Origin of the sequence: Streptomyces sp. NBC_00335 (genome assembly GCF_036127095.1) — a bacterium.
In the GTDB taxonomy this organism is placed as follows: Bacteria; Actinomycetota; Actinomycetes; order Streptomycetales; family Streptomycetaceae; genus Streptomyces.
The window spans coordinates 4116111-4136475 of the sequence record NZ_CP108006.1 but is presented as its reverse complement, the minus strand read 5'-3'; the positions used below and the strand labels follow the sequence as shown (position 1 = coordinate 4136475).

Annotated in this window: 24 protein-coding genes; 14 read left to right on the top strand and 10 right to left on the bottom strand. The window is 71.4% G+C overall.

Translation table 11 applies throughout. The features are described 5' to 3' along the window. Positions 1-21 precede the first annotated feature (21 nt). A complete protein-coding gene (locus tag OHA37_RS18520) occupies positions 22-777 on the top strand; it encodes a hypothetical protein (RefSeq protein ID WP_266906639.1) in 756 nt (251 codons plus the stop codon). A 39-nt stretch (positions 778-816) separates the two neighbouring features. On the opposite strand, the gene OHA37_RS18515 is transcribed toward OHA37_RS18520, so the two are convergent. Continuing rightward, positions 817-1320 (bottom strand): LURP-one-related/scramblase family protein, encoded by a 504-nt coding sequence (locus OHA37_RS18515; protein ID WP_266906637.1) that lies wholly within the window; start codon positions 1318-1320, stop codon positions 817-819. Positions 1321-1352: 32 nt separating this feature from the next. Here OHA37_RS18515 and OHA37_RS18510 point away from each other — a divergent pair, with 32 nt between their 5' ends. Together OHA37_RS18510 and OHA37_RS18505 are read left to right on the top strand one after the other, a co-directional pair. Next, complete coding sequence (locus OHA37_RS18510) at positions 1353-2153, top strand: hypothetical protein (RefSeq protein WP_266906635.1); 801 nt, start codon at positions 1353-1355, stop codon at positions 2151-2153. Between the two features lie 28 nt (positions 2154-2181). Beyond that, complete coding sequence (locus OHA37_RS18505) at positions 2182-2703, top strand: DUF4240 domain-containing protein (RefSeq protein WP_266906633.1); 522 nt, start codon at positions 2182-2184, stop codon at positions 2701-2703. Here OHA37_RS18505 and OHA37_RS18500 read toward each other — a convergent pair. Continuing rightward, positions 2700-3131, bottom strand: coding sequence for an SCO4225 family membrane protein (locus tag OHA37_RS18500; protein WP_266906631.1), 432 nt, complete (start codon positions 3129-3131; stop codon positions 2700-2702). The genes OHA37_RS18505 and OHA37_RS18500 overlap by 4 nt on opposite strands. Positions 3132-3470: 339 nt before the next feature. Between OHA37_RS18500 and OHA37_RS18495 the strand changes: the two genes are divergently transcribed. The 3 genes from OHA37_RS18495 to OHA37_RS18485 all read left to right on the top strand — a co-directional run bounded on the left by OHA37_RS18495 (position 3471) and on the right by OHA37_RS18485 (position 6811). Next, entirely contained in the window at positions 3471-3992 is a 522-nt protein-coding gene (locus OHA37_RS18495) for a SigE family RNA polymerase sigma factor (RefSeq protein WP_266906629.1), read from the top strand. Continuing rightward, positions 3989-4873 carry a hypothetical protein gene (locus OHA37_RS18490; RefSeq protein WP_266906627.1) on the top strand — a complete coding sequence of 295 codons (885 nt, stop codon included), beginning with the start codon at positions 3989-3991 and terminating at the stop codon, positions 4871-4873. The genes OHA37_RS18495 and OHA37_RS18490 overlap by 4 nt, the downstream gene beginning before the upstream one ends. 99 nt (positions 4874-4972) lie before the next feature. Further along, positions 4973-6811: an NHL domain-containing thioredoxin family protein gene (locus OHA37_RS18485; protein WP_266906625.1), complete on the top strand. Its 1839-nt coding sequence runs from the start codon at positions 4973-4975 to the stop codon at positions 6809-6811. Between the two features lie 73 nt (positions 6812-6884). Here the strand turns inward: OHA37_RS18485 and OHA37_RS18480 are convergent, their stop codons facing one another. The 5 genes from OHA37_RS18480 to OHA37_RS18460 form a co-directional block, all read right to left on the bottom strand. Further along, complete coding sequence (locus OHA37_RS18480) at positions 6885-8180, bottom strand: M18 family aminopeptidase (RefSeq protein WP_266906623.1); 1296 nt, start codon at positions 8178-8180, stop codon at positions 6885-6887. A gap of 99 nt (positions 8181-8279) precedes the next feature. Then, on the bottom strand, positions 8280-9023 hold the full coding sequence (locus tag OHA37_RS18475) for a hypothetical protein (protein WP_266906621.1): 744 nt from the start codon (positions 9021-9023) through the stop codon (positions 8280-8282). Between the two features lie 182 nt (positions 9024-9205). Continuing rightward, complete coding sequence (locus OHA37_RS18470) at positions 9206-11032, bottom strand: acyl-CoA dehydrogenase (protein WP_266906619.1); 1827 nt, start codon at positions 11030-11032, stop codon at positions 9206-9208. Positions 11033-11099: 67 nt separating this feature from the next. Beyond that, a complete protein-coding gene (locus OHA37_RS18465) occupies positions 11100-11507 on the bottom strand; it encodes an ATP-binding protein (protein ID WP_266906617.1) in 408 nt (135 codons plus the stop codon). Next, positions 11504-11710: a hypothetical protein gene (locus OHA37_RS18460; RefSeq protein ID WP_266906615.1), complete on the bottom strand. Its 207-nt coding sequence runs from the start codon at positions 11708-11710 to the stop codon at positions 11504-11506. The genes OHA37_RS18465 and OHA37_RS18460 overlap by 4 nt, the downstream gene beginning before the upstream one ends. A gap of 118 nt (positions 11711-11828) precedes the next feature. On the opposite strand from OHA37_RS18460, the gene OHA37_RS18455 reads away from it, so the two are divergent. The 5 genes from OHA37_RS18455 to OHA37_RS18435 all read left to right on the top strand — a co-directional run bounded on the left by OHA37_RS18455 (position 11829) and on the right by OHA37_RS18435 (position 14835). After that, on the top strand, positions 11829-12680 hold the full coding sequence (locus tag OHA37_RS18455; protein WP_266906613.1) for a helix-turn-helix domain-containing protein: 852 nt from the start codon (positions 11829-11831) through the stop codon (positions 12678-12680). Continuing rightward, positions 12661-12864: a DUF397 domain-containing protein gene (locus tag OHA37_RS18450; protein WP_266906611.1), complete on the top strand. Its 204-nt coding sequence runs from the start codon at positions 12661-12663 to the stop codon at positions 12862-12864. The genes OHA37_RS18455 and OHA37_RS18450 overlap by 20 nt, the downstream gene beginning before the upstream one ends. A gap of 48 nt (positions 12865-12912) precedes the next feature. Next, the gene (locus tag OHA37_RS18445; protein WP_243330916.1) at positions 12913-13380 is read left to right on the top strand and encodes an SseB family protein; all 468 of its coding nucleotides are present in this window, start codon (positions 12913-12915) and stop codon (positions 13378-13380) included. A 27-nt stretch (positions 13381-13407) separates the two neighbouring features. After that, on the top strand, positions 13408-14367 hold the full coding sequence (locus OHA37_RS18440) for an ArsR/SmtB family transcription factor (RefSeq protein WP_266906605.1): 960 nt from the start codon (positions 13408-13410) through the stop codon (positions 14365-14367). 102 nt (positions 14368-14469) lie between these two features. After that, entirely contained in the window at positions 14470-14835 is a 366-nt protein-coding gene (locus OHA37_RS18435) for a peptidase inhibitor family I36 protein (protein ID WP_266906603.1), read from the top strand. Between the two features lie 68 nt (positions 14836-14903). Here OHA37_RS18435 and OHA37_RS18430 read toward each other — a convergent pair whose 3' ends face one another. Next, complete coding sequence (locus tag OHA37_RS18430; RefSeq protein ID WP_266906601.1) at positions 14904-15341, bottom strand: hypothetical protein; 438 nt, start codon at positions 15339-15341, stop codon at positions 14904-14906. A 194-nt stretch (positions 15342-15535) separates the two neighbouring features. Here OHA37_RS18430 and OHA37_RS18425 point away from each other — a divergent pair, with 194 nt between their 5' ends. After that, positions 15536-15916, top strand: coding sequence for a hypothetical protein (locus OHA37_RS18425; RefSeq protein ID WP_266906599.1), 381 nt, complete (start codon positions 15536-15538; stop codon positions 15914-15916). Positions 15917-16064: 148 nt separating this feature from the next. Here OHA37_RS18425 and OHA37_RS18420 read toward each other — a convergent pair whose 3' ends face one another. Continuing rightward, the gene (locus tag OHA37_RS18420; protein WP_266906597.1) at positions 16065-17279 is read right to left on the bottom strand and encodes an NAD(P)/FAD-dependent oxidoreductase; all 1215 of its coding nucleotides are present in this window, start codon (positions 17277-17279) and stop codon (positions 16065-16067) included. A 224-nt stretch (positions 17280-17503) separates the two neighbouring features. On the opposite strand from OHA37_RS18420, the gene OHA37_RS18415 reads away from it, so the two are divergent. Both OHA37_RS18415 and OHA37_RS18410 read left to right on the top strand, forming a co-directional pair. Further along, positions 17504-18502 (top strand): pirin family protein, encoded by a 999-nt coding sequence (locus OHA37_RS18415; RefSeq protein ID WP_266906595.1) that lies wholly within the window; start codon positions 17504-17506, stop codon positions 18500-18502. A 239-nt stretch (positions 18503-18741) separates the two neighbouring features. Then, complete coding sequence (locus tag OHA37_RS18410; protein ID WP_266906593.1) at positions 18742-19431, top strand: hypothetical protein; 690 nt, start codon at positions 18742-18744, stop codon at positions 19429-19431. Between the two features lie 6 nt (positions 19432-19437). Here the strand turns inward: OHA37_RS18410 and OHA37_RS18405 are convergent, their stop codons facing one another. Continuing rightward, positions 19438-20343, bottom strand: a complete 906-nt coding sequence (locus tag OHA37_RS18405) for an NAD(P)-dependent oxidoreductase (protein WP_266906591.1) — start codon at positions 20341-20343, stop codon at positions 19438-19440. Positions 20344-20365: the final 22 nt, after the last annotated feature.

The following is a 20365-nucleotide window of genomic DNA, read 5'->3' as shown; positions in this document are numbered from 1 at the left end:
TACGGGGACGGGGTGCGGGCCATGACGGACGTGACGGCGGGCGCGGGGACGGAGCCGTCGGGGCCCGAGCAGTGGGGGCCGCAGGAGTCGGGGCCGCAGGAGTGGGGCCCGGTGGAAGCCCTGGAGGAGCACGCGGGGCCGGAGGAACGGATCCACTGGCTCCAGCGCTCGATGGCCGGCCTCGCCGCCCTCCTGATGGCCGCCCTGACGGCCGTCTGCGCGACGTCCCCGCTCGGCATGGTCCTGCTCCTCCCGCTCGTCGCCATCGCCTCGACCCTCTTCGTCCGGGAGCGCGATGCCTTCCGGACCCTGTGCATCACCGTCGGCGGCCTCGGGTTCCTCATCGGGATCCTGCTGGCAACCTTCGGCTTCCTCCCGGTGCTTCCGTCGGCGATCGTCCTGCTGCTCGCCGCCTGGGCCGATCCGCGCCGCAGCACGGTGTGCGCCTCGGTGTGCGCCGCCGTCTCCGTGCTGGTGGCCGCGGTGGCGCTGACCGCCGCGGGCTCGCTGGCGTACAACGCCTGGCTGCGGCCCTCCTACGCGTACTCCGTCGACGTCGAGGGCCGCCTGTACACCCAGGACGGCCTCCACGAGGGGGAGCTCTGGGAGTACGGGGTGACCGGCATCTACGAGACCGGCCTCGATACCGGGACCCGGCTGAAGGTCACCTACGACGAGAGCCTCACCGGACCCGAGCGCGCCGCCCTGCGCGCGTTCCTGGAGGACATCCCCGGCGCCGGCCCGCTCCAGGACTGCGGCCGGGGCGACTGCGACTGAGACGACTGCGGCCGGGGCGACGGCGACTGAGCCGGGGCGCTACTCCTCGCCCGGGCCCTCCCGCTCCTTCTCCGCCATCCGGATCACGCACACCGCGACGGCGATGAGCAGCGAGGCGTCGGCGTCCTCGCGGACCACGTCGACGGCGTACGTCTCGCGGATCCGGTACCACTGCCGGGAGATCAGGGCGAGCAGTTCCCCGTCGTACTCGACCTTGAACTCCCGGTCCAGGATCCGCCCGCTGACATCGAGCTCGGTGCCCTCGTTGAGCGTGACCAGGTAGTGGTTGCGCAGCAGCGAGAGCCGCTTCTTGCGGATCACCGCGAGCCGCCGCTCGTCGCGCTCCAGCGTCATCGCGTCGCGCAGGGCGAAGAGCTTCTCCCGCAGTGTGATGAGGATCCGCCCGTCGGGATCCTTGAGCTCCAGGGTGTCCCGGAACCGCAGGGCCTTCCCGTCCACGAGGAAGGCGTGCCGGCCGTCCTCGTCCTCGATCCAGTAGTCGTCCCCGATGGCCAGCATCTTGTCCCGTACCAGGTATTTCACGCCCTCATCGCTGCCCGCGATAGGTTCCGGTCATGCCTCTCCTCTACGTGACCGACCTGGCCTACCCGGCGCGCGGACGCCGCTACGGCGACGAGGACGTCTTCCTCACCGCACGCCTGCGCGAGCACTTCCCGCTGGCCCTGTGCCACCCCCTGGACGCGGAGGCCCTCCTCCCGGCCTTCGACACGGTCGTCGTCCGCAACAGCGGCCCGGTCCTCCACCACCAGGAGGCCTACGACTCCTTCCGCGCGGCCGCCCTCGCCGCCGGCACCCGCGTCTACAACCCCCTGACGGGCCGCGGCGACATGGCGGGCAAGCAATACCTGGTGGACCTGACCGCCTCCGGCCACCCGGTCATCCCCACCATCGACGACCCGGCGCACCTGTCCCTCCTTCCCGCGTCCCCCGCCTACGCGGTGAAGCCGAAGCAGGGAGCGGACTCGATAGGCCTCACCTTCACCTCGCACCCGGACTGCGCCCCGGGGGAGTTCCTGATCCAGCCGCGCATCGACTTCGCGTACGAGGTGTCCTTCTACTTCGTCGACGACACCTTCCAGTACGCCCTGTACGCCCCGGACCCGGCCCGCCGCTGGGAGCTGGTCCCGTACGAGCCCACCCCCGCGGACCTCTCCTTCGCCCGCACCTTCATCGACTGGAACACCCTCACCCACGGCATCCAGCGCGTGGACGCCTGCCGGGCCCCCTCGGGCGACCTCCTCCTGGTGGAGCTGGAGGACCTCAACCCGTACCTCTCCCTGGACCTCCTCCCCACCGAGACCCAGGACGCCTTCGTCACCGCGCTGGTCCGCTCCCTCCACAGCTTCGGAGCCTGATGTCAGACCCGGGTGCGAGCCTCGGGCCATGGACAAGCAGACGTTCTGGAAGCTGATCGAAACGGCCCGCGCGCAGGCGGAGCCGGACCGGGTGGCGCAGCGCGCGGCGGCGCTGCTCGCCGAGCACCCCGCGGCGGAAGTGGCGGCGGCCCAGCAGGTGTTGTGGGACCTCTTGGCGGAGTCCTACCGGGCCCCGCTCTGGGCCGCGGCCTACCTGATCAACGGCGGCTGCTCGGACGACGGCTTCGACTACTTCCGAGGCTGGCTCCTCGTCCAGGGCGAAGAGGTCTTCACGGCCGCCCTGTCGGACCCGGACTCCCTGGCGGACCATCCCCGGGTCCGCGCGGCATCGGCCGGCGGCGAATACCTGGAGGACGAGAGGGCCCTGTCCATAGCCTGGACCGCCTACGAGTCCGCCACGGGCCAGACCCTCCCGTCGGGCTCCTTCACCATCACGTACCCGCCCCTGGACCCGGCCTGGGACTTCGACTTCGGCGACGGCGCGGAGCTCACACGCCGCCTCCCTCGGCTGAGCGGCCTCTTCGGCTAGGCGGGCGCGCACTTGGCGACGTACGACCGTGCCGCGTAGCGGAGCAGGGCCCAGATCGCCGTGGCGTTGATCAGGGCGCTGACCAGGACCGCGCCGTAGAGGCCGAATTCGCCCCCCATGTCGAGCTTCGAGTCGACGGACGTGTCCGGTACGTAGTCCGCGGGGAGCGGCTCCGCGTCCGAGGCGAACCAGGGGTAGTCCGTGGGCAGCTTCGTGGGCGGCTCGGAGCCGGTGTAGGGGTGGGGATCCACGGGCGGGGCCGCTTCCAGGGCGTCCGCCGCGGGTCCGAAGGACGACAGCAGCAGCATGCTGACCGGCGCCGTAGCCAGGATGGGCAGGGCTCCGAACATCCCGACGTCGCCCGTCCGGCTGCCGACCGCGAGGTACACCAGCATCGCGACCACCAGCGCCAGGTACGCACCGGGCACCCACATCTCAGTCTTCGACCAGCGCCGCACCATTTCGTTCCCCGCCCCGTCCAGTCCCGTTCCGCTTCGTTCGTTCTGTTGCCAGTCTCGGAGCTGCCGGGTCCCGCCACCTGAGTACGCCTACTCATCCTGCGCTGCCCCGCGTACCTGGTCAGAGCCGTGCAGGGGGTGGGCGCCGGGGAGCGCGCTCGGCGCCGGAGGGAGCGCGGGAGATAACGCTTGGGTCACGGTTGGAGCTCGCGTGCAGCAGTCGGGGAGCGGGCTCCGTCAGGTAGGCCGGGGGAGCCAAAGGGGCTTCGGGAGAGGTGCAGATGCGCAAGAGGCACGGGCCGGGTGGCCATGCGAACCGCTGACGTTCCCGCCTTCACGGCCTTCGTGCAGGCACGGTCCCCGGCACTGTTCAGGACCGCCCTGCTGATCACCGGCGAGCGGCACGTGGCCGACGACCTCGTGCAGTCCACGCTGGAGCAGGTGTGCCGGCACTGGCGCAGGGTCCGCTCCGCCGACGCACCGGAGGCCTACGCGCGCCGGATCCTGGTGAACCTCGCGAACGACCGCTGGCGCAAGCTGCGCGGGCGTGCGGAGGTCCCCCTGGACGACGGCATCGGGGGCGGGCACGTCGATCCGTACAAAGGGCTCGTGGTCCGCGACGAGTTGATGCGCGAACTGCAGTGCCTGCCGGTCGGCATGCGCACCGTACTGGTGCTGCGGTACTTCGAAGACCTCGACGACGCGGAGATCGGCCGCTTGATGAACATCTCGGCCGGCTCGGTCCGGTCCCAGGTGGCCCGGGGCCTGTCGAAGCTCCGGTCGACCGTCGGTACACAGGCACTGCGCGCGGGTTCGGAAGGGGCGGCATGAAGGACTTCGACCTGGAGGAGGAGCTGGCCGCTGCCATGCTCGACCGTGCGGGCCAGGAACCGCCGCGCGGCTACGACGTGGACGGCCTCATCGGGCGGGTGCGGCTGCGCCGGCGCCGCCTGCAGACGGGTGCGGTGGCGGCCGCGGTGATCGTGGCCCTGGGGGCCGGCTTCGTCGTCCGGGAGGGCAGGGACCGCACCTCGACGCCCGCACCGGCGGCGACCGCGCCGAGTCCCGACATGCCCCCCGCCCCCTCCGTGCCCGTCGAACCGCCCCCGTTCGACCTGTCACGGAGCATGAACACCCTGTTCCTCTCCGCCCTGCGCTACCAGAACCCGGCCACCCGCTCCCAGGTGGATCCGGCCGAGGTGGCGGCACTGTTCTCCAACGAGCCCAACTATCGGCGGATCTGGGGCGCCGACTCGCTCGGCGTGACCTGCGGCACCGCGGTCGACGGCGTGCTGCTGTCGGGCGGGGTCCTGCTGTACCGGGGGACCGAACCGCTCGACCGGATCCCTTCCGTCACCTTTGACGCGACCACGGGGAAGGTGGTCGAGCTGACCTGCGCCACGAACTCCGCAGGAGGCAAGGGGGGCGACCCGACCGTGTCCGGCTTCTACGGCGGACTGGTGACGGCCGCCAAGTCCGGCGACTCCACGGCACCGGCGACGCTCGGAAAACAGTTCGTGACCGGGCACCTTCGCTCCGCCCAGGGCCCGACCGCCGGCACCTGCTCCGTCACCACGCCCCCCTTCTGGCTCGCCGACAACCCCTCGTCCGGAACCCTGACCCACGGATGGACCGTGAACCTCGGCGGCGCCTCCGCCTTCCCGATCGACATCGACGAGAACGCGAAGATCGCCAAATCCTGCGGCGGATGACCCGCACCACCGGCCGGGGCGCCGGCGGTGCGGGTGCCCTGAGCAGGTGCTTCGTACGGGCGTGATCCGGCGTTCACAGGTGGATGGCAAGCTTGAAGCATGAACGATGCTGCCCCGGCGCCCACCCCCGCGCCCGCACCCCGTCGCGCCCGAGTCCGTGCCCCCGAGCTGATCGGCAAGGGGGGCTGGCTCAACACCGGTGGGAAGGATCTGACCCTCGCCGACCTGCGAGGTAAGTGCGTTGTTGTAGATTTTTGGACCTTCTGCTGTGTGAACTGCCTCCACGTCCTCGACGAGTTGCGCGAGCTGGAGGAGAAGCACCGCGACACCGTCGTGATCGTCGGGGTGCACTCGCCGAAGTTCGTGCACGAGGCCGAGCACTCCGCCGTCGTCGACGCCGTCGAGCGGTACGGGGTGCACCACCCCGTGCTCGACGATCCCGAGCTCGCGACCTGGAAGCAGTACGCGGTCCGCGCCTGGCCCACGCTCGTGGTGATCGACCCCGAGGGGTACGTCGTCGCGCAGCACGCCGGGGAGGGGCACGCGCACGCCATCGCGAAGCTCGTGGAGGAGCTGGAGGCCGAGCACGAGGCCAAGGGGACGCTGCGGCGCGGGGACGGGCCGTACGTGGCGCCCGAGCCGGTGGCGGGGGACCTGCGGTTCCCCGGGAAGGCGCTCGTGCTGCCCTCCGGGAACCTGCTCGTCTCCGATACGACCCGGCACCAGCTGGTGGAGCTGGCTCCCGACGGGGAGAGCGTCGTACGGCGCGTCGGCGGCGGGGAGCGGGGCTTCGGGCCGGAGGCCTTCAGCGAGCCCCAGGGGCTGGCGCTGCTGCCCGACGGGTCCGTGGTCGTCGCCGACACCGTCAATCACGCGCTGCGGCGCTTCGACCCCGTGACCGGGGCCGTGGAGACCGTCGCCGGGACCGGGCGGCAGTGGTGGCAGGGGACGCCGACCTCGGGGCCGGCCCTCGAAGTCGACCTGTCCTCGCCGTGGGACGTGGCCTGGTGGCAGGGCAAGGTGTGGATCGCCATGGCGGGCGTCCACCAGCTGTGGACCTGGGACCCGGAGAGCGGCACCGTGGAGGTCGCCGCCGGGACGACCAACGAGGGGCTGCACGACGGGCCGGCCGCCGAGGCCTGGTTCGCGCAGCCGTCCGGGCTCGCGGCCACGGAGGAGCGGCTGTGGATCGCCGACTCCGAGACGAGCTCGCTGAGGTACGTCGAGGCGGGAGAGGGCGGCGGCCATGACATCCGTACCGCCGTCGGCAGCGGGCTCTTCGACTTCGGGCACCGGGACGGCGACGCCGGCCAGGCGCTGCTCCAGCACCCGCTCGGCGTCACCGCGCTGCCCGACGGGTCGGTCGCGGTGTGCGACACGTACAACCACGCGCTGCGGCGCTACGACCCCGCCACCGGGCAGGTCACCACCCTCGCGACCGATCTGCGCGAGCCCAGCGACGCCGTGCTCGTCGGGGACGACATCGTGGTCGTGGAGTCGGCCCGGCACCGGCTGACCCGCCTGCGCCTTCCCGAGGAGGCCGTACGGGTCGACGCGGTCGCCCACCGCACGCAGCGGGCCGCCACCGAGGTGGCCCCCGGCACGCTGCGGCTCGACATCGTCTTCCAGGCGCCGTCCGGGCAGAAGCTCGACACCCGTTACGGGCCTTCGACCCGCCTGCTGGTCTCCTCGACGCCGCCCGAGCTGCTGACGGCGGGGGAGGGGGCCGGGACCGACCTGTTCCGGGAGCTCGCGCTGAACCCGGAGCTGACCGGGGGCGTCCTGCACGTCTCCGCGATGGCCGCGTCCTGCGACGACGACCCCGAGAACGAGTACCCCGCCTGCCACGTCCACCAGCAGGACTGGGGGGTCCCGGTCAGCATCACCCCCGGCGGCGCGACCCGACTGCCGCTGGTGCTCGCCGGGATGGACGCCTGAGCCTGCATCAGCACCGTGCCCGCCGGGGGATCTTCCCCGGCGGGCACGGTCACGACGCGGTGATGACGCGGTCTCAGTTCCCCAGGAACGCCAGCATCACGTTGGCCAGGAGGTACGGGTCGTCCGCGCCGCACAGTTCGCGCGCGCTGTGCATCGACAGGATGGCCACGCCGATGTCGACCGTCTGGATGCCGTGGCGGGCGGCGGTGATCGGGCCGATCGTCGTGCCGCACGGCATCGAGTTGTTGGAGACGAAGGTCTGCCACGGGACGCCGGCGCGCTCGCAGGCGTTCACGAACACCGCGCGGCCGCTGCCGTCGGTCGCGTAGCGCTGGTTGACGTTGACCTTGAGGATCGGGCCGCCGTTGGCGCGCGGGTGGTGCGAGGGGTCGTGCCGCTCCGCGTAGTTGGGGTGCACGGCGTGGCCGGTGTCCGAGGAGAGGCAGATCGCGCCGGCGAAGGCCCGCGCGCGGTCCTCGTAGGAGCCGCCGCGCGAGAAGACCGAACGTTCCAGCACGTTGCCCAGCAGGGGTCCGTCCGCGCCGGTGTCCGACTGTGAGCCGTTCTCCTCGTGGTCGAAGGCGGCCAGGACGGGGATGTGGTCGAGCTTGCCCGAGGTGGAGGCCGCGGCGAGGGCCGCGACGCCCGCGTGGACGGAGAGCAGGTTGTCCATGCGCGGGCCCGCGAGGAGCTCGCGGTCGCGGCCCAGGTAGGCCGGGGGCTCGATCGAATGGACCATCAGGTCCCAGCCGGCCACGGAGCCGCGCTCCAGGCCCTCCTCGTCCTCCAGGAAGGCGATCAAGTCGCCTTCGTGGACGTCGCCGAGGCCCCAGATCGGCTGCATGTGCCGCTGCTTGTCGAGCTTGAGCCCGTCGGTGTTCACCGACCGGTCCAGGTGCACGGCGAGTTGGGGCACGCGCATCAGCGCACGGTCGATGTTGACGAGCCGTTCGGTGCCGTCCAGCAGCGTGAGGCGTCCGGCCAGGCCCAGGTCGCGGTCGAGCCAGGTGTTGAGCAGGGTGCCGCCGTAGATCTCCACGGCGATCTGCCGCCAGCCCTGGGCGCCGGTGTCGGGCAGCGGCTTGACCCGCAGGTTGGGGGAGTCGGTGTGCGCGCCGATGATCCGGAACGGGGTGTGCGCGGCGGCGCCTTCGGGCACGTACCAGGCGATGATCGCGCCGCCGCGCAGTACGTACTTGCCTCCCGTGCTCGCGTCCCAAGCGTCGGTCTCGGCCAACTGCCTGAATCCGGCCTTCTCCAGCCGCTCGGCCGCGTTGGCCACGGCGTGGTACTGGGACGGACTCGCCGCCAGGAAGGTCATCAGGTCGTCGGTGTGGCCGCGGTCGAAGCGGGCGGCGGGAGAGCTCATGTAGTTCACCTTAACGACGGTCGTGTTCGTCATGGCCGGACTGCGGCGGATAGCCGGAGGAAGGGCCGCGGGGGGTGTGTCCCGGGCTCCCGGTGCTTGTCAGCCCGGCGGACGGTCGAAGCGGCGCTGCAACTGTCTGCGCTCGCCCCGGCGGATGCGCGGGAGCATTTCCGGGGTCTGCGCGGAGCGCTGCGCGCGCCTCTTGCGTCCGGCGCAGAAGATACAGGCCTCACCGGGAGGGGCGTCGGGGTCGATGGGTGCGCCGGGGTGCTCGGAGCAGCCCGAGGCGTTGCGCGGCCGCGACAGTTCGCGGGCCACGATGAAGGCGCGGTGCAGGTCGTCGGCCATCGCGACGAAGTCGTCGGGGGGCGAGGACAGGCTCAGGTGGAAGCGCCGCTCCTCGACCGTGCGCAGGCGGGTCTGCAGCGCCTGGAGCGTGTACGGGGGCTCGGGCACGGGATAGCCGAGCCTGCGCTGCTCCCCGGCGGGCGGGGTGGCGGCGGACGCGGCGCGGGCGCCCTGGGCGCGCAGTCCGAGGCGGCGCCGGTCGTTGCAGATCAGGCAGCGCCCCCAGCCCTCGGGCGCTTCGGGGTCCAGCGCGCCGTTGGGGTGTTCCGGACAGCCGGTGTAGCTCTTGGCGGGCGCGAGCCCGGCGGCGGTCTGGAAGGCGGTGTAGAGGGCGTCGGCCACCGATTCGTACTCGGTGGGGTGGGCGCCCTCGTAGAGCTCCTTGAGGTGGTCTCCGAGGCTGCCCACGGCGGACTGCAGCTCTTTGAGGGCATAGGGCCGCCCGGTCGGGACCGAGTACCCCCTGCTGCCGCGCTGCTGCTCCTGTGGACTCATACCCACGAGCGTCCCACGAACCACCGACATCCCGGGAACCCCGCAGCCCACAGGCGGTACGGGGCTGCGCGCCGGGTGTCCGATGCCGACCGCGCGCACGCCGACGGCCGGGCCCCCGTGCGGAGGACCCGGCCGACTGCGCGTACGTACACCGCGTACAGCTGGGGAGGAGGGGACCGGGCCTAGAAGGCGGCCTCGTCGAGCTCCATCAGGGTGTTGTCGACGGACTCGGCGAGCGCGCGGGCCACCGAGACGCCGGGCAGGATCTGGGAGGCGAAGAACTTCGCCGCCGCGATCTTGCCGGTGTAGAACGGCACGTCCTTGGCGGAGGCGGTCGGCAGCTTCTCGGCGGCCACGGCCGCGCCCTTGAGGAGCAGGTAGCCGACGACCACGTCACCGGACGCCATCAGCAGGCGGGTGGTGTTCTGGCCGACCTTGTAGATGTTCTTGACGTCCTCGCCGGTGGCGGTGAGGTCCACGATCATCTGGCCGACGATGGCCTCCAGGTCGACGGCCGCCTTGGCGAGCGCGTCGCGGGCCGGGGCGAGGTCCTCGCCGCCGGGGCCCTCGGCCAGGAACTTCTTGAACGTCTCGGAGAGGACGTTCAGGGCCGCGCCCTGGTCGCGGACGATCTTCCGGAAGAAGAAGTCCTGGCCCTGGATGGCCGTGGTGCCCTCGTAGAGGGTGTCGATCTTGGCGTCGCGGATGTACTGCTCGATCGGGTATTCCTGCAGGTAGCCCGAGCCGCCGAAGGTCTGGAGCGACTGTGCGAGCTGCTCGTAGGACTTCTCGGAGCCGTAGCCCTTCACGATCGGCAGGAGCAGGTCGTTCAGCCCGACCAGGGACGCGGTGTCCTCACCGGCGGCCTGCTTGAGCTGGATCTCGTCCTGGATCGAGGCGGTGTACAGCACCAGGGCGCGCATGCCCTCGGCGTACGCCTTCTGCGTCATGAGCGAGCGGCGCACGTCGGGGTGGTGCGTGATGGTGACCTTGGGGGCCGCCTTGTCCATGAACTCGGCCAGGTCCGGACCCTGCACGCGCTCCTTGGCGTACTCCAGCGCGTTCAGGTAGCCGGTCGACAGGGTCGCGATGGCCTTCGTGCCGACCATCATCCGGGCGAACTCGATGATCATGAACATCTGGCGGATGCCGTCGTGCTTGTCACCGATCAGCCAGCCCTTGGCGGGGTGCTGGTCGCCGAAGGTCATCTCGCACGTGTTGGAGGCCTTGAGGCCCATCTTGTGCTCGACGTTCGTCGCGTAGACGCCGTTGCGCTCGCCCAGCTCGCCGGTCTCCCAGTCGAAGTGGAACTTCGGGACCAGGAAGAGGGACAGGCCCTTGGTGCCCGGGCCGTGGCCCTCGGGGCGCGCGAGGACGTAGTGGAGGATGTTCTCCTCCATGTCGTGCTCGCCGGACGTGATGAAGCGCTTGACGCCCTCGATGTGCCAGGAGCCGTCGTCCTGCTGCACGGCCTTGGTGCGGCCGGCGCCGACGTCCGAGCCGGCGTCCGGCTCGGTGAGGACCATGGTGGAGCCCCAGCGCTTCTCGACGGCGAGCGCGGCGATCTTCTTCTGGACCTCGTTGCCCTCTTCGAAGAGGACGCCGGCGAACGCCGGGCCGGAGGAGTACATCCACACGGCCGGGTTCGCACCCAGGATCGTCTCGGCGAAGGCCCAGATCAGGGAGCGGGGCGAGGTGGTGCCGCCGATCTCCTCGGGCAGGCCCAGGCGCCAGTACTCGGAGTCCATGAAGGCCTTGTAGCTCTTCTTGAAGGACGCCGGGACGGGCGCGGTGTTCGTCGCCGGGTCGAAGACCGGCGGGTTGCGGTCGGCGTCCTCGAAGGAGGCGGCCAGCTCGTTCTCGGAGAGCTTGGCGATCTCGCTGAGGATCGTCTTGGCGGTCTCGGTGTCCATCTCACCGAACGGGCCAGTGCCGTACACGTTGTCGCGGCCGAGTACCTCGAAGAGGTTGAACTCGATGTCGCGGAGATTCGACTTGTAGTGCCCCATGGCGACGGCTCCGTTAAGGCTCGGTGAGAGTGGTTCCTCGTGCATACCAATCGGTAACGTAATGATGCTACCCGCCGGTAATAAGGGCAACCCTTCCGTGGCGACTGTGACCAGGGTCAAGTTCGAGCTCGCACCAGACGGTCTTGCTCCCGGGCCCCTGGACGACCCCCCACTGCAGCGCCAGCGCATCGAGCAGGGCCAGGCCGCGGCCGGATTCGTCGTCTCCCGTGGCCTCCCGCCGTACGGGCCATGCGTGCGGGTGGCTGTCGGTGAGCTCGACCCGCGTACGGGCTGCCCTTCCGGTGATCCGCAGCGTGACGGGCGTGCCGTGGCCCAGGTGGGCGAGGGCGTTGGTGAGGAGCTCGCTGACGCAGAGCTCGGCGGTGTGGCTCCCCAGGTGCTCCCGCACTGCGTGGCGGGCCAGGGGGATGGCGCCGGGGGTGACCAGGAGGCGGAGCGTGAGGTCGCTGTTCACCGGCCCGCCAGTGCTTCGGCCAGGCGCTGGGCCGTGGCCGGGTTGCAGTTGCCGAGGGCGATGAGGGGTGGACTCGCGTACCGCCCGGCGTAGGAGAGGAGGTGGAGGTCGAGGGAGGGGAGGACGATCCCGTGTCCCGCGAGTGCGGAGCGGAGGTTGTCCAGGGCCTGGGTCGCCTCGTGGTCGTGGGGGTGGTCGCTCATGGCGGAGCCGGCCTTTCGCAGCGGGGAGTGACGAACTGCTCACAGGCTGGCGTGGTCCGGCGTAGCTTGGGAAGGGATTTCCGTCCACAGCGCGAAGTGTGGAAAGCAGGCTCTGACGGTGGGTACGAGCAAGGACATTGACGGCTCGGCGAGCGTCCCGGCGTTCTACGGCAAGGAGTTGCGCTGGCGCCGGGAGGCGGCGGGGCTCACGCTTCAGCAGACCGTCGACGGCAGCTTCTACGGGGCCAGTTACTTGAGCGAGATCGAGCGCGGTCAGCGACGCATGCCGGTGGATCTGGCGCAGCATGTTGATCAGGTGCTGCGGACGGACGGCTTCTTCGCGCGCTGCTGCGAGGACGTTCGTAACGCGAAGCAGGGTGCGCACGCCGGGTATTTCGCACCGGTAGCGGAAGCCGAGCTGCGGGCGCAGACGATTGAGGAGTGGTGCAACGCGCTCATTCCGGGGCTGCTCCAGACCGAGGCGTACGCTCGCGCGGTCATTCACGCCACCCATCCGTTGGACCTCCCGGAGGAAGTGGACGCGAAGATCAGCATGCGCTTGCGACGGTCCAAGCTCTTCGACGAACCGAAGAGGCCGGAGTACTGGGCTGTCCTGCACGAGTCGCTGGTGCGGAATCCGCTTCTCCCGCCAGCCGAGATGGCCGAGCAGCTGGACCAGATCGCTGCCCTGGCGAGGCGAAGGCGCATCGTTCCACAGATCCTTCTGTGGAACGCGCCGACCCGGCCCTTCATGGAGCTGTCGCTCATGTTCATGGAATTCGATGACGAGCCGCCGCTGATGTACACGGAGGGGCCGTATCACGGCCAGACGGTCGACGATCCGGCCCTCGTGAAGCACTACCGCAAGGCATACGATCGGCTCAGGGCCGCCGCACTGCCGCCGGAGGCGTCCCTCGCGATGATCGAGGATGCGGCTGAGGACTACCGAAATGGCAAGCACCAACGCTGACTTGCGTACGGCCAACTGGCGCAAGAGCAGCTACAGCAACGGCGACGGCGGTAACTGCGTCGAGGTCGCTGACGGGCTCACCGGACTCGTCCCCGTCCGGGACTCCAAGGTGCAGGGCGGCCCCGTCCTCATGATCGGAGCCACCGCCTGGGCGGGCTTCGTTACGGGGCTGAAGTCCCACTGACCGGAACTCGTCGTCCCGGCGGGCCACGCCCTCGGTAGGCTTCGGGCCATGTACGGCTATGACCAGAACGTGAGCGCGGGGCAGCAGGGCGGCTACGCCCAGCCCCAGCAGGGCTACGCGCAGCAGCAGCCTCAGCAGCCGCTGTACCCCGAGCCCTCGCCGCCCTCCCTCGCGGACGCGGTACGCGCCTTCACGACCGGGTCGCTGTCCGCCGAGGACTTCCAGCAGATCTTCGCCTCCTCGAAGGTCTACTGCCCGCGCGGCGACACCCCGGGATTCCTCGCGCTGCACAACACCCAGCAGCCGGTCATCCCGATGTTCACCACGCTCAAGGAGCTGCGCCGGTACGCCGGCAAGGAGTCCAAGTACTTCGTGATCACCGGCGCCGAGGTGATCGACCTGCTGCCCACCGGCTACGGCTTCGTCCTCGACATGGAGGGCGACCACCGGATGGTCTTCGACGCGAAGGCGGTCGAGCAGATGGTCGACTTCGCCATGCGCCGCATGTACGGCTAGGCAGGCACACACGGCCGGGGGGCTCACATGCTGCGCGTGCACTTCGAGGCCGAGGACCTGCTCAACGTCACCTTCGCGAGCGAGCCCCTGCCCCTGGTGGAGCTGGCCCTCGCGCTGGTGGCCGCGCAGCGTACGGACCAGCAGGCGGTTTTCGGACGTTGGCGGAGCCTCGCCGCGCGGGAGCTGCCGGGCCGGGTGCGGCCGCTGTTCGACCTCCTGCGCCCCGACGGCGACAACCCGCACTTCGTGGAGCCGTACGCGCGCAGCCTGGAGGAGGGCCTCACCGTCATCCGGGACCGGGTCCCCTTCCTCACGCCGCAGGGGCTGGCCCGCGCCGCCGTACGGGCGCCCGGGTCCCCGTCCTGGCTGCGCGCCCTGTGGGGGCAGGACCGGGAGGCCTGGGACCAGCTCGACTCCGCGATCCGCTCCGCGTACGACGTCCTGATAGCCCCGCACTGGCCGCGCATCCGGCAGTCCTTCCAGGCGGACGTGGCCTGGCGGACCCGGCTGCTGGCCGCGCACGGGATCAAGGCCTGCCTGGCGAGCACGCACCCGGCGGCCGACTGGTCGGGCCTGGTCTTCGAGGTGGGCCGGCCGCCGGACTACGAGGTCCGGCTCGGCGGGCGGGGACTCGTCCTCATGCCCTCGCCGTTCTGGACGGGCCGGCCGCTGCTGGACGACCACCCGGACGGGACGTACGTACTCCTCTACCCGGCGCTGACCCCCCTGCCGCTGGTCTCCCCGGACCGGGCGGAAGGCGCACTGGACGCGCTGCTGGGGCGGACCCGTGCGGCCGTGCTCCAGCTGCTGATCCAGCAGCGGACCACCTCCGAGCTGGCCCGCGACCTCGACATCAGCCTCCCGTCGGTCTCGGAGCACACCCGCACCCTGCGCGCGGCGGGCCTGATCACCACGGCACGGGACGGCAAGGCGGTCCTGCACTCGGCGACGGCCCTGGGCGTGGACCTCCTCCACAGCGGCGGCTGAGCGCAGGTTTCGGCGCTGCCCGAAAGGATCGCGGCGGCGGCCGGGACTCCCGAACATCGGTGCTGCGGGGGGAATCCCGCTCCTACTGACAAGGGGACTGTGATGGCACGTACGTCCTTACGCACGAAGCTCGCGGCAGTGGCGGCCACGGGGGTGATGGCGCTGGGCACGGGGGTCCTGGCGGCATCGCCGGCCGAGGCGTCGGCGGCGGCCGACTGCCCGTACACCTACTTCTGTGCCTGGGAGGGGCCGAACTTCACCGGGGCCTACGTCAAGATGTGGCAGTGCAGCGACGTGCGGGCCATCCCTTGGTGGTCGACCAACGGCTCGTGGATCAACAACCAGACGTCGGGCACGCGTGCGCGGTTCATCCTGACCAACGGGTCGAGCGTGCACACGTACGGCGCCTACTACGCGGTGAGCGGCGGCATCAACTGGGGGACGGTCGCCCAGATCGACCCCTGCTAGTCGCCCGGCCCTGCGCCCGCCACGCCCGTCCCGCCGCAGCACGCGGCCGGGGCGGGCGTCGCCGTGTTTCAGGAGCGGTGGCGGAGCCGCCAGAAGACCGCGGCCGCCGCGGTCAGCGCGAGGGCGAGGGCGCCGTACGTCCACAGGAGGGCGAGGTCGGGGCGGTGGGCCAGGGAGGTGCGGACGCCCCCGAAGGCCAGGGCGCCGACCGCCTGGGCGGCGCCGTCCACGCCCTGGAACCCCGTCGACCAGCGCAGCAGCAGGCAGCAGGCCAGACAGAGGGCGCCCCAGGTGGCGAGGTAGGGCCAGGGCGAGCCGGGGAGCGGTTCCAGCGGGAGGCCGGTGGCCGCCCACCGGTAGGAGGAGTACCCGACGGCCACGACCGCGGCCGTGACGGCGGCGGACCAGCCCAGCGCGGCGAGCGCGGCCCGCGGGTTCCCGTGCCCGGTGTCCGCCGCCTCCGCGCTGGGCTGCGCGCCGTCGGCCTCGTGCGTCGGGGTGGTCACTGATCGGGCTCCTGTCATGCGGTGGGCGTCGGTCCGTACGTAACGATCATGAGGACGCCCGTCCGGGGCCTGTGGTTGTCCCGGGACGCCGAGCGCAGGTTTCGGCGGTACCCGAAAGGATCGCGGCAGCGGCCGGGACTCCCGAACATCAGTGCTGCGGGGGGAATCCCGCTCCTACTGACAAGGGGACTGTGATGGCACGTACGTCCTTACGCACGAAGCTCGCGGCAGTGGCGGCCACGGGGGTGATGGCGCTGGGTACGGGGGTCCTGGCGGCGAGCCCGGCGCAGGCGTCGGAAGGCACCGTCTACGGGTGCCTCTCCGGCGAGGCGTGCATCTGGCCGCAGGACTCGCCGGCGGCGGGAGTCGCGCCGACCCACCACTTCTCGCGGGCGGGAAGCTACAACCTCAGCGGCCAGGAGGGGTGGCACTGGGTCTTGAACAACCAGACCAAGAACTGGAAGTTCAAGCTGTGTACCGGCTGGAAGGGCGGGGGCACCTGTACCTCGATGCCCATCGACGAGTTCGTGCCCGTGGATCTGCACCCGATCAACTCGGTGGTCATTTCGGAGTGACGTGACAGCACTACGGGGGCGGAGCGGGCCGGGGGATCCTCCTCCGGCCCGCTCCGGCGTTCCGCGCACGGTGAGGGGTCGTACCCACGCGGAGGCCCTAGTGCCGTGGCCCGACGCCGCGCCCCGGCAAGCCTTTCCGGTCACGGCACTAGGCGGCACGTTCGGTGGCGGCCGGAGCGTCGACGGGCCGGGCCTGCAGCAGCCGCCGGCTCCGGGCGTCTCCGGAAGCCTTGTGCAGGCTGTACCCGCCGGGCTTGTGCGCCTCCTCGGCCAGGTGCTTGACGATGACCTTGCAGACGGTCTCCTTGATCTTCGCGCCCAGGCGGCCGTCGATGTGGACCCCCACCGCGATGTCGGACCGGTTGCCGAACTGGAAGATGCCGGCGCGGCGGCCCAGGCTGATGCACTGGGCGCCGAACGACTGGCTGAGGGTCTCGGGCTGCTCGTCACCGAGCCGGGCCAGGACCGTGTCCGCGGCCCGCGCTCCCAGCGGCATCGCGGCCTGGCAGCTCATCCGCAGCGGCAGGCCCGACGGAGCCGCCGAGTCACCCGCCGCCAGGATCCGTACGTCGTCCACGCTGGTCAGCGTCTCGTCAGTGAGGAGGCGGCCCAGGGCGTCGGTGCTCAGCCCGCTGCGCGCGGCCAGGTCCGGGACGCTGAATCCGGCGGTCCAGATGGTGACCCGGCTGGGCAGCTCGCGGCCGTCGGCGAGGCGTACGGCATCGCGGGTCACCGCCGTCACCTTCGTGTCCGGGCCTTCGACCACGGTCACGCCGAGCGCCGCCAGCCGCCCGGCCACCGAGCGCCGGCCGCGCGCGTGGAGGTACGGGCCCAGCACTCCGCCGCAGACCAGGGTCACGGCCCGGCCCTGCTCGGCCAGTTCGGCGGCGGTCTCGATGCCGGTCGGACCGGCCCCGACCACCGTCACCGCGGCCGTCGAGGGCGAGGCGTCGAGGACCGGGCGCAGCCGCTGCGCGTCCTCGAAGGTGGCGATCGGGTGGGCGAACTCGGCCGCTCCGGGCACCAGCAGGTCGGCGCTGCCGCTGCCGACCGCGTAGACGAGGTAGTCGTAAGGGATCGCGTCGCCGGAGGCCAGCAGCACGCTGCGCCCGGCCGCGTCGATCAGGGTCACGGAGTCGACGACCAGGCCGACGCCCTCGGCCAGCACCTCCCGGTACTCCACGACCGCCGCGTCGGACCCGCCCACCAGCTGGTGCAGGCGGACCCGGTGGACGAAGGTGGAACGAGGGTTGATGAGCGTCACCGTCACGTCGGCGCGCTGCGTCAGGCGGTTGGCCGCCATGACACCGGCGTATCCGCCACCGATGACGACAACAGCAGTGTTCCGAGTGTTCTCAGCCATGGTGTCTCTCCTCCGCTTCAGGGGTTCGGCCTTAAGACACCGCGTGATCCACCCCTGTGACAACTTGTGACCCAGGTCACTTTGCGGGCCCACCGTCGGGACGGATCCGGGCCCGGCCGCCGGGGTGGAGCGGCCCGGGAATGCCGTGGGCGGGCCGGCTGTTCTGTCGGGTGGCAGAAAGTTCGGGTTTCAACTAAACTCGACGCCAGAAGGAGGTTCCGACCATGCCTGCAGTGACTGTGGAGAACCCGTTGACGCTCCCGCGCGTCGGGGAGCCGGCCCAGGAGACGACCGCCCGCAAGGTGCTGGCCGTCACGACCGCCCCGGGTGGCTTCGAGGGTGAGGGATTCCCGGTGCGCCGTGCGTTCGCCGGGATCAACTACCAGTACCTCGACCCGTTCATCATGATGGACCAGATGGGTGAGGTGGAGTACGCACCGGGCGAGCCGAAGGGGACCCCTTGGCACCCCCACCGCGGCTTCGAGACCGTCACCTACCTGATCGACGGAACCTTCGTCCACCAGGACAGCAACGGCGGCGGCGGAGTCATCAACGGCGGCGACACGCAGTGGATGACAGCCGGTAGCGGCCTGCTGCACATCGAGGCGCCGCCGGAGTCGCTCGTGGTGTCCGGCGGGCTGTTCCACGGCCTGCAGCTGTGGGTGAACCTCCCCGCCTCCGACAAGATGATGCCCCCGCGCTACCAGGACATCGGCGGCGGCCAGGTCCAGCTGCTCTCCACCCCGGACGGCGGCGCCCTGCTCCGCGTGATCGCCGGTGAGCTGGACGGTCACCAGGGCCCCGGCATCACCCACACCCCGATCACGATGATCCACGCGACGGTCGCACCCGGCGCGCAGATCACCCTCCCGTGGCGCGAGGACTTCAACGCCCTGGCGTACGTACTGGCCGGGCGCGGCTCGGTCGGCGAGGACCGGCGGCCCATCCACACCGGGCAGACCGCGGTCTTCGGCGAGGGCGGCTCGTTGACCCTGCGGGCCGACGAGGGTCAGGACTCCAATGCCCCCGCGCTGGAGATCGTCCTGCTCGGCGGGCAGCCGATCCGGGAGCCGATGGCGCACTACGGGCCGTTCGTGATGAACAGCAAGCACGAGCTGCAGCAGGCGTTCGACGACTTCCAGGCGGGCCGGCTGGGCCGCATCCCCACCACCGCGCGCACCGGCCTCGGCCACCGCGGCACGGGCGAGGCGGACGCCGAGTAGGAGGCAGCGGGCCCCGTCCGGGGCCCGGTCTCGCAGTACGTCACCGGCCGGCCGGGCGCGAGCCCGGACCGGCCGGACGTCGTTCGCGCGCCGTTGGCGCGCCGGGCGGGGCCGGCGGTCGGGCCGGCGGTCGGGCCGGCGTCGGCATTCGCCCGCAGGGGTGGTCCGGGAGCCGCTAGGGTCGGCAGCCCACGAGGTCACCCCGGCAGCGAAGAGCGGGGTTAGGGGAGGGAATCTCGTTGAGCGGCGGACAGAAGAATCTGGCTGATCACCCTTTCATCGTCATCGTCGTTTTCATCTTCACCGTTCTCGGCGGACTGGTCGCCGTCAAGGAGCTGCTGGCCTCGGACGCCCCGCCGCCCGCGGCGTCCGGACAGCCCCCGGCGCAGGCCTCGTTGCAGCCCTCGTCGCGTCCGAACGGCTCGGTGTCGCCCGACGCCGGCAGTGCCACGCGCGTGCCGCCTGTCGTGCAGGAGACGGAGCGGTCCGGGACCGACCAGGGCACCACGCCGTCGCGGCGGCCCGCTTCCGAGCCCGAGAACTCGCGGCCGGTGAACCCGCCCTCCGCGCCTGCCGCGCGGCAATCCCCGCAGCACACCGGCCCCTTGACCGTTCGCATCCTGATGGGGTCGAGCGGCAAGATCGGGCCGAACGTCTGGCGGGCCCGGTCCACGCCCGGCGCCAACACCGAGGTCTACGACGCGACGGGTCGCCTGGACACCAGCTGCTACGTGCAGTGGACGCTCAAGCGCGCCGGCGAGGTGGTCAAGCTCCACAGCAGCGGCCGTTGCCGGCCGCCGAGCATCACCCTCTTCAACTTTGACGACAGCCTCAGGGAAGTCGGCACCTACACGCTGCAGGCCGACGTCACCACCGACTGGGGTCAGAGCGGAAGCAAGACCATCGAGTTCGAGGTGGCCGCGGGCTAGGCGGTCTCAGGCGCCCGCCCCCAGCAGCTGGATCAGCCGCGAGCTGCTGTCGGCGCCGAAGCCCGCGGCGACGCCGCGGCGGTACAGGTCGGCGTGCGCGGTCAGGATCCCGGTGTCCACACCGGAGTCGGCCGCGGTGTGCAGGGTGTGCTCCACGCTGGCCGCGCACATGGCGAGGCGCGCGTACGTGCCCTCGTGCGCGTCCGCGTCGATCAGCGGGGCGGAGCCCTCGTAGAAGCCGCGCATGGTGTCGGCGGTGTAGCCGGCGTACGGCACGATGTCCGCGGCCGTCAGGCCGTTGGCCCGGGCCACGGCGAGGGCCTGGTACCAGCCGGTGTACGCGGTCCAGAACATGATCATGTTGAGCTGGTAGTAGAGCTGCGCGTACCCGGCGTCGGCGCCCCGGTAGTCCGTGGCGGCGAGCACGTCGAGCGCCGCGCGGTGCTCCGCGTAGACCTCCTCCGGGCCGCTGACGAAGACGGACGAGCCCTCCCGGCCGATGCCGGTGGGCGGGACGTTGACCCCGCCCGTGAGGTACGAGGCCCCGCGCTCCTGCGCCCAGCGGGCGGCCGCCCGGGCCTTGTCGGGCACGTCGGAGGACAGGTTGGCCAGGACCCGGCCGTCGAGGTCGGCGTCGGCCAGGGCCGTGTACATGGCGTCCACGTCGATGAGGCTGAGCACGGTCAGCCCGCTCGCGGCGACCGCCTCGGCGGCGTCGCCGGCCCGCCGCGCGCCGCGGGCCACGAGCTCGGTGTCCTTGCCGGGGCTGCGGTTCCAGACGGTGACCTCGTACCCCGCGTCCAGGTACGCGGCGGCCATGGCCCTGCCCATGGGGCCGAGTCCGATGACGGTGACCTGGTTCGTGTCGTGCTTCGCGCCGTGCTTCGCGTCCTGGTGGGTGACCTGGTTCATCGCAGAGCTCTCCTCGCCTCGG

Excerpts from the sequence above, each read along its gene's own strand:
- OHA37_RS18505 (WP_266906633.1), top strand. The coding sequence starts at position 2,182 with ATGGACAAGCAGACGTTCTGGAAGCTGATCGAAACGGCCCGCGCGCAG.
- OHA37_RS18405 (WP_266906591.1), bottom strand. The coding sequence starts at position 20,343 with ATGAACCAGGTCACCCACCAGGACGCGAAGCACGGCGCGAAGCACGAC.
- OHA37_RS18460 (WP_266906615.1), bottom strand. The coding sequence starts at position 11,710 with ATGAGCGACCACCCCCACGACCACGAGGCGACCCAGGCCCTGGACAAC.
- OHA37_RS18440 (WP_266906605.1), top strand. The coding sequence starts at position 13,408 with ATGCTGCGCGTGCACTTCGAGGCCGAGGACCTGCTCAACGTCACCTTC.
- OHA37_RS18495 (WP_266906629.1), top strand. The coding sequence starts at position 3,471 with ATGCGAACCGCTGACGTTCCCGCCTTCACGGCCTTCGTGCAGGCACGG.
- OHA37_RS18435 (WP_266906603.1), top strand. The coding sequence starts at position 14,470 with ATGGCACGTACGTCCTTACGCACGAAGCTCGCGGCAGTGGCGGCCACG.
- OHA37_RS18490 (WP_266906627.1), top strand. The coding sequence starts at position 3,989 with ATGAAGGACTTCGACCTGGAGGAGGAGCTGGCCGCTGCCATGCTCGAC.
- OHA37_RS18475 (WP_266906621.1), bottom strand. The coding sequence starts at position 9,023 with ATGAGTCCACAGGAGCAGCAGCGCGGCAGCAGGGGGTACTCGGTCCCG.
- OHA37_RS18425 (WP_266906599.1), top strand. The coding sequence starts at position 15,536 with ATGGCACGTACGTCCTTACGCACGAAGCTCGCGGCAGTGGCGGCCACG.
- OHA37_RS18520 (WP_266906639.1), top strand. The coding sequence starts at position 22 with ATGACGGACGTGACGGCGGGCGCGGGGACGGAGCCGTCGGGGCCCGAG.
- OHA37_RS18470 (WP_266906619.1), bottom strand. The coding sequence starts at position 11,032 with ATGGGGCACTACAAGTCGAATCTCCGCGACATCGAGTTCAACCTCTTC.
- OHA37_RS18480 (WP_266906623.1), bottom strand. The coding sequence starts at position 8,180 with ATGAGCTCTCCCGCCGCCCGCTTCGACCGCGGCCACACCGACGACCTG.
- OHA37_RS18420 (WP_266906597.1), bottom strand. The coding sequence starts at position 17,279 with ATGGCTGAGAACACTCGGAACACTGCTGTTGTCGTCATCGGTGGCGGA.
- OHA37_RS18450 (WP_266906611.1), top strand. The coding sequence starts at position 12,661 with ATGGCAAGCACCAACGCTGACTTGCGTACGGCCAACTGGCGCAAGAGC.
- OHA37_RS18485 (WP_266906625.1), top strand. The coding sequence starts at position 4,973 with ATGAACGATGCTGCCCCGGCGCCCACCCCCGCGCCCGCACCCCGTCGC.
- OHA37_RS18445 (WP_243330916.1), top strand. The coding sequence starts at position 12,913 with ATGTACGGCTATGACCAGAACGTGAGCGCGGGGCAGCAGGGCGGCTAC.
- OHA37_RS18510 (WP_266906635.1), top strand. The coding sequence starts at position 1,353 with ATGCCTCTCCTCTACGTGACCGACCTGGCCTACCCGGCGCGCGGACGC.
- OHA37_RS18415 (WP_266906595.1), top strand. The coding sequence starts at position 17,504 with ATGCCTGCAGTGACTGTGGAGAACCCGTTGACGCTCCCGCGCGTCGGG.